General features: G+C 64.7%; 11 protein-coding genes. 6 read left to right on the top strand and 5 right to left on the bottom strand.

The genetic code is table 11. The features are described 5' to 3' along the window. Together B3M53_RS04995 and B3M53_RS04990 are read left to right on the top strand one after the other, a co-directional pair. Window positions 1-318, top strand: a 318-nt coding sequence (locus B3M53_RS04995; RefSeq protein ID WP_286799706.1) for a hypothetical protein, incomplete at its 5' end; no start/stop codon positions are given. A gap of 49 nt (window positions 319-367) precedes the next feature. Then, the gene (locus B3M53_RS04990) at window positions 368-2071 is read left to right on the top strand and encodes an amidohydrolase (RefSeq protein ID WP_273020396.1); all 1704 of its coding nucleotides are present in this window, start codon (window positions 368-370) and stop codon (window positions 2069-2071) included. Between the two features lie 2 nt (window positions 2072-2073). On the opposite strand, the gene B3M53_RS04985 is transcribed toward B3M53_RS04990, so the two are convergent. Further along, complete coding sequence (locus tag B3M53_RS04985; protein WP_273020395.1) at window positions 2074-2886, bottom strand: SDR family NAD(P)-dependent oxidoreductase; 813 nt, start codon at window positions 2884-2886, stop codon at window positions 2074-2076. Between the two features lie 100 nt (window positions 2887-2986). Next, a complete protein-coding gene (locus B3M53_RS04980; RefSeq protein WP_273020394.1) occupies window positions 2987-3361 on the bottom strand; it encodes a Kazal-type serine protease inhibitor domain-containing protein in 375 nt (124 codons plus the stop codon). Window positions 3362-3503: 142 nt separating this feature from the next. On the opposite strand from B3M53_RS04980, the gene B3M53_RS04975 reads away from it, so the two are divergent. From B3M53_RS04975 to truA, 3 genes are all read left to right on the top strand, one after another. Further along, window positions 3504-4463: an oxidoreductase gene (locus tag B3M53_RS04975; RefSeq protein ID WP_160093298.1), complete on the top strand. Its 960-nt coding sequence runs from the start codon at window positions 3504-3506 to the stop codon at window positions 4461-4463. 66 nt (window positions 4464-4529) lie between these two features. Continuing rightward, window positions 4530-5462, top strand: a complete 933-nt coding sequence (fmt, locus tag B3M53_RS04970; RefSeq protein WP_273020393.1) for a methionyl-tRNA formyltransferase — start codon at window positions 4530-4532, stop codon at window positions 5460-5462. A gap of 2 nt (window positions 5463-5464) precedes the next feature. Further along, window positions 5465-6220, top strand: a complete 756-nt coding sequence (gene truA / locus B3M53_RS04965; RefSeq protein WP_160093297.1) for a tRNA pseudouridine(38-40) synthase TruA — start codon at window positions 5465-5467, stop codon at window positions 6218-6220. Here the strand turns inward: truA and B3M53_RS04960 are convergent. Together B3M53_RS04960 and def are read right to left on the bottom strand one after the other, a co-directional pair. Continuing rightward, window positions 6217-6798 (bottom strand): hypothetical protein, encoded by a 582-nt coding sequence (locus B3M53_RS04960; RefSeq protein ID WP_160093296.1) that lies wholly within the window; start codon window positions 6796-6798, stop codon window positions 6217-6219. The genes truA and B3M53_RS04960 overlap by 4 nt on opposite strands. Continuing rightward, window positions 6795-7322: a peptide deformylase gene (def, locus tag B3M53_RS04955; RefSeq protein ID WP_022701418.1), complete on the bottom strand. Its 528-nt coding sequence runs from the start codon at window positions 7320-7322 to the stop codon at window positions 6795-6797. Before def ends, B3M53_RS04960 begins: the two co-directional genes overlap by 4 nt. Before the next feature lie 130 nt (window positions 7323-7452). On the opposite strand from def, the gene B3M53_RS04950 reads away from it, so the two are divergent. Next, window positions 7453-8364, top strand: coding sequence for an alpha/beta hydrolase (locus B3M53_RS04950; RefSeq protein ID WP_273020392.1), 912 nt, complete (start codon window positions 7453-7455; stop codon window positions 8362-8364). Here the strand turns inward: B3M53_RS04950 and rmuC are convergent. After that, a partial coding sequence (rmuC, locus tag B3M53_RS04945) for a DNA recombination protein RmuC (RefSeq protein ID WP_286799704.1) occupies window positions 8355-8624 on the bottom strand: 270 nt, incomplete at its 5' end. The genes B3M53_RS04950 and rmuC overlap by 10 nt on opposite strands.

Genomic DNA, 8624 nt, shown 5'->3' with positions numbered 1-8624 from the left:
TTCTGGCTGGTCTTCCCGGTGGTCGCCATGGGCATGGTGATGGTTCTAGGCGTCAAGGACCGGTATGCCAGCTGGCTGGTGACGCATAACTGGACGGTCTTGTTGCTGGTCCATGTCCAGGCGCTGATGCTGGCGCTCTACCCTGCAGGGCTCGCGGACGCGGGCGCCATGGGGCAAATCACCTCGCTTTATAATTTCCTGCGCCTGTTCGTGCACTGGCGCGTGGCTCATGGCGCCTTGGGTCTGCCGCCCATGCTGGCCGCGGCTGCGGCGGGCGTGCCCTTGATCATCGACTGGATGATCATGACCGTGACCTGAAGCCCGCACCGCGCTAGTTTCCCCCTCACATCGTCCTGGGGAGGGATTTATGATCCGCACGATTTCACTGGCCGCGCTGTCCTTCAGCGTTTGCTCGCTGGCGCTGGGCGCCTGTTCCGAACCGCTCGACCCGCAGGTTGCGGGTCCTGACGCCGCTAACCGGGTGTTCACCGGCGGCCCGATCTACACCGGCGTCGAGGCGAGCCCCACTGCCGAGCTGGTGGCGGTTGATGACGGACGAATTGTCTTTGTCGGCAGCGCTGCGGACGGCGCAGCGTTCATCGGCGAAGACACGCAGACCGTAGACCTGGCGGGCGCAACGCTGTTTCCCGGTTTCACTGACGCCCACGCCCATGTCATCGGCGTCGGCGAGCGCGAACGGTCGCTGAATCTCGAAGGGACCGCCTCCGTCGCGGATCTGCAGGCCCGCGTCGCGGAAGCCGCCTCGGACGCCAGCGCCTCGATCATCTCCGGCCGTGGCTGGATCGAGACCCATTGGCCCGAAGAGCGCTTCCCCAACGCCGCTGATCTGGATGCGGTCGAGGCCGAGCGTCCGGTGATCCTTGTGCGTGCGGACGGCCATGCGCTGGTCGCCAACACCGCCGCGATCGAAGCCGCCGGGATCACTTCGGAGACGCCGGACCCCGAGGGCGGCGCTATCCTGAAAGATGAAAGCGGCCAGCCCAACGGCATGTTCATCGACACCGCCATGGCGCCTTTCGCGGCGCTGGCGGGCGAGCCCGACGGCGAGGAGCGTGAGACGCTGTATCGTCTGGGCGCGGAAGTGATGGCGTCCCAGGGCTGGACCAGCGTGCACGATATGAGCGTGCCCTATGCGGACGTGGACATCATGGCGCGCCTCGCAGAGGATGGCGCCTTTCCGATCCGCGTCTCGGTCTACGCCAATCCTGAAGACTATGACGCGGTCGCCGCCCAGGCGCCCCGGATCGAGGGCGATGGCCGGGTGATCGCACGCGGCGTGAAATTCTACATGGACGGCGCGCTCGGCTCCCGCGGCGCAGCGCTGCTAGAACCCTATGACGACGCGCCGGACACCACCGGCCTGTTCCTGTCTGAAGAAGAGCGCGCGGAAGCGATGATGCAGCGCGCCTTGCAGGACGGCGTCCAGCTCGCCATTCACGCCATCGGCGATGCAGGCAATCGCGAAGTGCTCAACTGGATGGAGGACAGCTTTGACGCCGTTCCCGCCGAGGCGCGCGCCGTGGCCGAGCCTCGTTGGCGCGTGGAGCACGCCCAGGTGCTGCACCCCACCGACATTCCGCGCTTTGGCGAGATGGAGGTGATCGCCTCCATGCAGCCCAGCCACGCCATAGGCGATCTGCACTTCGCCGCCAGCCGCATCGGCCTGAACCGGCTGGACGGCGCCTATGCCTGGCGCACCCTGATCGAGGACGGCGCGATGATCGCGGGCGGCTCTGACGCTCCGGTGGAGCGGGGCGAGGCGCGGATCGAATTCTACGCCGCCGCCGTGCGCCGCGATCTCAACGGCTTTGCCGACGAGCACTGGAATCTCGATCAGGCGCTGGATCGTGAAACCGCGCTGAAGCTGTTCACGATCTGGCCGGCCTACGCCACATTCCGCGAGGACGAGCTGGGCACGATCGAAGTGGGCAAGCTGGCGGATTTCTCCGTCTTTGACCGCGATCTGATGACCGTGCCGGACGCCGAGCTGGCGGAGGCCCGTCCGGTGATGACGGTGGTCGACGGCGAGGTCGTCTGGCGCGCGGAGTAAACTCAGTCCTCAGCCCGGCGCGGTGAAGACGCCGCGCCGGCGAGGATGCCGCCATCCAGATGCAGATCTGTCCCGGTCATGTAGCTGGAAGCGCTTGAGGCGAGAAAGAGCGCCGCATCCGCCACTTCTTCAGGACGGCCGAAACGGCCCATGGGGATGCCAGCCTCCACATCCGCGACGGCGCGGTCGCGGGCGTCGCCTTCGCCCAGCATGTCCTCCCACATGGGAGTCAGCACGGCGGCGGGGAGAATGGCGTTGCAGCGAATGTCATAGCCTGACTGGGCGCAATAGAGCGCCACGGTGCGCGTATGGTTCAGGACCGCGGCCTTTGACGCCGCATAAGCGGCCGCGGCGGGAATGCCCACCACGCCCGAGCGCGAAGACAGATTGATGATTGAGCCGCCCTTGCGCGCCTTCATCAGCTTGATGGCCCATTGGCAGCCCAGCATGACGCCATCGGTATTGACCCGATGCACGGCGCGCCAGGCGTCCGGCGTCACATGCTCGGGGTCGTGAAGGCTCGGCGCCTCACCGCCAAAACCCGTGATGCCGGCGTTATTGACCAGAACATCCAGCCCGCCCCAGCTTTGCTCGACCCACTCCGCCGCCGCTGACCAATCGGCTGGCTCACCCACGTCCAGAGTTCGCGCGTGCGCCCGCTCGCCCAGTCGTGCGGCCAGCGCCTCGACGCCGGCGCCGTCAATATCGGTCAGAAGCACCTGAGCGCCTTCAGCCACGAACGCTTCAGCGATCGCAGCGCCAATGCCGCGCGCAGCGCCGGTGATCAGAGCGGTCTTGCCGGTCAATTGAGCCATGGGGCATCTCCTGTCGTCAGACAGGCTGCTTACCCGGTTCCAGCGCGTTGCGGAACCGGGCGCTCAAGCCAATGACTGAGCCGATACAGCCATCCGGCGCTTACTGGCGCGCCTGACACTCGCCCTCATGCACGACGCTGGCGCCCGCAGCGGCGGCGGTGCAGGCATTGCTGTAGGTCTGGCCGTCACAGCCGCAGACCGGGCGATACTCGCGGGTGCACATTTGCGGGCGCGCGGTGCAAACGCCCATCTGGTCCGCGGCGCCGCATTGGGCCGTGGGCGCGTAAGCGCAATAATTGGCTCCGGCGTCTGCGCCTTCGCACCTGACGCCCGCCATGCCGCCGCAGGCTTCGCCCAGCCCAACGACACGCCAATCGCCGCCCCCAGGGCCGCCATTGACCGGGCCGTCACCCGGCGTCGCAGCGCTACAGGCGCCCAGCACCAGAACCGCCAGTAAAGTCAGAATAGTCCGCATGTTCGTCCCCTTTGAAACGCCTCAGCCTTCGCAGCCTAGCACGGCTTTCTGACCCCTGCCTGAACGGCGCGCCATCAGAAAGCTGGCGTCCTGTGATTTGACGCGCGACACTGAAACGCACAGCGAGAGGATAGGTTCGATTATGACTGATGACCGCCAGCAGCCCGTCGACAGCCCGTTTCACATGCGCTCCACCGCCAAGGAGGTCGCCCAGGCCGCCGATCTGGCCGGAAAGACCGTGATCGTCACAGGCGGTTATTCCGGCATCGGGCTTGAGACCACGCGCGCCCTGTCTGACGCAGGCGCACGGGTGATCGTCACCGTCAGGACGCTAGACAAAGCCCGGTCCGCTCTGGACGGACTGCCCGTCGAAACCGTGACGCTCGATCTGATGGAGCCCGACAGCGTCAAGACAGGCGCGCAAGAGATCCGCGCTCTGACGCCGGACGGGATCGACCTGCTGATCAATAACGCCGGCATTATGGCGACGCCCTTGCGGCGCAACTCCAAGGGTTGGGAGAGCCAGTTCGCCACCAATCATCTGGGCCATTTCGCGCTGTTCGCGCAGCTTTCCGACCTGCTGCTCGAACGCCCCGGCGCCCGCGTCGTGGCGCTGTCCTCGATCGCGCACCGGATCTGTGATGTGAACCTTGAAGACTGGAACTGGGAGGCCGGAGACTACGAGAAATGGCCCGCCTATGGCCGTTCAAAAAGCGCCAACGCCCTGTTCGCGCTGGAGCTGAACCGCCGCTATGAGGATCGGGGCCTGAAAGCCTATTCGGTCCATCCCGGCGGCATCATGACCGAGCTGCAGCGCGATCTCGCCGATGAGGAGATGCGCGCCATGGGCTGGTTCAACGAAGACGGCACGACCAAGGATGTCTTCAAGACGGTCGAGCAAGGCGCCTCCACCACGCTGTGGGCTGCAACCTCAACCCTGCTCGAGGATCGGGGCGGGGTCTATTGCGAGGACTGCAATATCGGCGCGCTGAACCCGCCCGAAGGCGTGTTCTATGGCGTTCAACCTCATATCCGCGACGCCCAAACCGCACAAAAACTCTGGACGCTGAGCGAAGAGATTACAGGGCTGAAGGCGGTGTAAGGCTTTTACTCCGCCGCACTTCGGTCTAGGTGCAGGCCCGTAACCTGACAGCATTGATTTAGAGCCATGACCTTACGCCTCGCCTTTATGGGCACCCCTGAATTCGCCGCCGCCTCGCTCGCCGAGATTGTCGGCGCCGGTCATGACGTGGTCGCGGTCTACACCCAGCCCGCCCGCCGGCGCGGACGCGGTCAGGCGACGGTGAAAACCCCTGTGCATCAGCTCGCCGAGCTGTTCGGGTTGACCGTTTATACGCCCGAAAGCTTCCGCGACCCTGAGGTGATCGCCCAGTTCGAGAGCCTCGATCTCGATGCGGCGTGTGTGGTCGCCTATGGCCAGATCCTGCCGCAGCAAGCGCTCGATGCGCCGCGGCTGGGCTGTCTCAATCTTCACGGTTCGCTGCTGCCGCGCTGGCGCGGGGCGGCGCCGATCCAGCGCGCCATCATGGCGGGTGACGAGGTCACTGGCGTCCAGATCATGCAGATGGAGGCGGGGCTCGATACAGGCCCGGTGCTGATGAGCGAAGTGGTCCCCATTGCAGAGACCGACACCGCCTCCACCTTGCACGACCGGCTGATGAGCACGGGCGCCCAGCTCTGGCCGCGCACCCTCGCCGCCCTGGAGCGCGGCTCGCTTAGCGCAACGCCGCAAAGCGAAGAGGGCGTCACCTACGCCAGGAAAATCACCCGCGAGGACGCGCGCATCAACTGGAACAAGCCCGCCGGTGAAGTCGCCGACCAGATCCGCGGCCTGTCGCCTGTTCCCGGCGCGTATTTCGAGCTGGAGAGCGAGACCAAGCCGGTGCGCGTGAAGGTCCACTTCGCCCAACCTGAAAAAGGCGACGGCGAGCCCGGCGAGGTGCTGGACGACGCCTTACTGATCGCCTGCGGGCGCGGCGCGGTGCGCCTGACCCGGCTCCAGCGCGAGGGCAAGGGCGTGATGGACGCGAAGGCGTTCCTCAACGGCACGGACGTGCCCGCCGGGACGGTTTTGCGCTAATCATGCCGCGCTACAAGCTCACGATTGAATACGATGGCGGCCCGTTCGTGGGCTGGCAACGTCAGAAGAACGGGCCTTCCGTACAGGGCGCGCTGGAACACGCGGCGGAAAAGCTTGATGGCGCCCCGCGCGAGATTTATGGCGCAGGCCGCACCGATTCCGGCGTTCATGCCCTGGGCCAGGTCGCGCATGTGGATCTGGACAAGGATTTGCTCGCCGACAAGGTCCGCGATGCGCTGAACCACCATCTCAAACCCCACCCGATTGCGGTGGTGGAGGCCGAGCGCGTCAGCGATGATTTTCACGCCCGCTTCAAGGCGAACCGGCGCGGCTATATCTATCGTCTTCAGGCCCGCCGGGCGCCGCTGACCCTGACCCGCGGCCAGGTCTGGCGCGTCTCGCAAGCGCTGGATGTGTCGGCCATGCACGCCGCCGCCCAGTATCTGGTCGGCACCCATGACTTTACGACATTTCGCGATTCCCAGTGCCAGGCGGACAGCCCCGTCAAATCACTCGATCAGATCGCCGTGTTCCAATCGGGCGCGGAAATCCATGTGACGGTGGAAGCAATCAGCTTCCTGCACCGTCAGGTGCGCTCGATCGTGGGGTCTTTGGTGGAAGTGGGCTTCGGCAAATGGACGCCAGAGGATTTCAAGGCGGCGCTCGACGCAGCGGACCGCACGCGTTGCGGCCCCGTCGCCCCTCCGGACGGGCTCTATCTGGCGTTTGTGCAGTATCCAGGCGGGTTTGAGGCCTAGTCTTCGGCGCCCCAGGGCGCAGGCGGGGTCTCGACCGGCTCGGTGAGGTCAAACTCCACCGCGAAATGCCGGTTCGGACGGTCCAGCGCGTAGATGAAGCTGTCCTCGGAGAGGGTGATCGACCAGACATTCGCCATGGAAACCGGAATGCCTTCGCGCTCGAACAGCGCCTGGCTTTCGGCGTCCGCGGGGAAATCGGCGCGGATCGCGCCGGCAGGGCCGACCGTATCGCCGCCATACTGGGTCAACACGTCTTCAGAGCCGTCTTCATGACGGTGATCATGCTTGAGGCGCAATCCGCCTTCAGGTAGGCGTGTGATCACCCAGGTGCGCGAGCGATCCTCGCCCACATGAAACGGCACGCGCAGCTCGGTTTCGCCGCATTCGCGCACATGCATGACAAGGCGTTCGGACGCGAAATCCGCATCGCGCTCATCTTCTGACGTGACTTCGCCCTCAAACGCCTGACCGCAATAGGCGCTCAAGCGGTCAAACAGGTCCGGGTCTGACTGCGCGGCAGGCGCACAAGCGACAAGGATGAGCGGCGTCGCCGCCATCAGAACACGTGACAGGGTCATTCCGCCGCCTCTGCGGGCGCGCCGCGTTGCTTGACGAGTTTCTGGACTTTCTTGACCGCCCGCTCGCGCTTGAGACGCGACAGATAGTCGATGAACACCACGCCTTCGAGATGGTCCATCTCGTGCTGGATGCACACGGCGAACAGGTCTTCGGCGATCAGCTCGCGCTTTTCGCCGTCATAGTCGAGGAACTCGACCTTGACCTTTTTCGGCCGCTCCACGCTGTCATAGATATCAGGCACGGACAGGCAGCCTTCCTGATAAGGTTTGAGATCTTCTGTCAGCGGCGTGATCACCGGATTGACGAAGAAGCTCGGCGTGGTGCGCTCATCGGTCAGGTCCATGACAATGACGCGCTTGTCCACGCCCACCTGGATGGCGGCGAGACCAATGCCGTCCGCCGCGTACATGGTCTCGACCATGTCATCCATCAGGTCGCGAAGTTCATCATCCACCGCGTCGACCGGTTTGGAGACCAGTTTCAGGCGCGGATCGGGAACGGTGAGGATTTCTCGAATAGCCATGTCGCTTAGGTAATCGTGCAAAGGGTTAGGTTCAAGTTTGTCTGGCTGTCGCAGCGCCCCGATCAAACAAAGCGCTGGCTAACCTCGCCAGACGCGATAGCGTCAGGCTGCAAGTTGAGGGGATCATACCATGAAGGCGTTCATTCTGGCAGGCCTGCTGGCCGCTGCGTCGCCCGCCGTCGCATTGTCTCAAGCATCGCAACCGGTGTCCCAGAGCAACATCGTCATTGGCGAGAGCTTCATTCTGGACGCGCCAAGCCTGGGCGATGAGCGGGAGATCAATGTCTGGCTGCCCCCCTTTTATGAAGAGCTGGAAGAGCCTCTCAACGTGGTCTACCTCATTGACGGCGCGCAAGATCAGGACTTCGTCCATATCGCAGGGCTGGCGCAGCTGGGCGCGCTGAGCTGGCAGTATGAGCCCTTCATCCTCGTCGGCGTGCAGACGAAAAATCGTCTTCTCGAGCTGACGCGGCCCGCGGCCGATCCGCGCTATCAGGACCAGTTTGCAGACCAGGGCGGATCGGAAGACTTCCTCGCCTTCCTCACAGAGACGGTCATCCCCTTTGTCGACAGCCGGTATGAGACGTCAGAGCGGCGGGCGGTGATCGGGGAGTCTCTGGCGGGATTGTTCGTCACCGACACCTTCCTGAACGCGCCGGCGAGTTTCACCGATTACATCGCTGTCAGCCCGTCATTGTGGTGGGATGAGCAGGCGGCGGGCCAGGCGGCCGCGACCCTCCTTTCCGCCCATGATGACGCCGAGCGAAGCCTCTACCTCACCATGGCCGATGAAGGCGGGACCATGCAGGCCGGCCTTGATCACCTTCTGGAAGCTCTGGAAAACCACGCGCCGGAGGGGCTCGACTGGATCTATGTGGACCGCTCACAGACTGAAACGCATTCCACCATCTTTCATCCGGCGGCGCTGGACGCGTTCCGCACCCTGTTCACCCTGCCGCCTTATGAGTATGGCGAGGCGCCCTGGTATCTGGTCGAAGGCGGCGAACCGCCTGCAGAAGTAGATGCGCCCGATCAGCCCTGATCGGTCTCCGGCGCGGACAGAAGACGCGGCGATTCATCGACCTGGGCGGGCGGCTCCACCAGCTTCATCTGGCCGTTGAGCTGGGCCATGTCGCGCGCCTTGGGCAGGACGCGGCTGTCAAACGAGCCCACGGCCTTGTTGTAATTGAGCGTCGCCGTCTTCAGCCCCGCGCCCACGCGGCCCAGATGGTCTGTGAACGTGGTCAGGCGGCTATAAAGCTCATCGCCCAGCGCGGCGACTTTCTGGGCGTTCTGTTCGAG

It is taken from the genome of Oceanicaulis sp. UBA2681, assembly GCF_002354675.1.
GTDB lineage: Bacteria > Pseudomonadota > Alphaproteobacteria > Caulobacterales > Maricaulaceae > Oceanicaulis > Oceanicaulis alexandrii.
The sequence above is the reverse complement of the archived record's forward strand: the minus strand, read 5'-3'. Positions and strand labels throughout refer to the sequence as shown.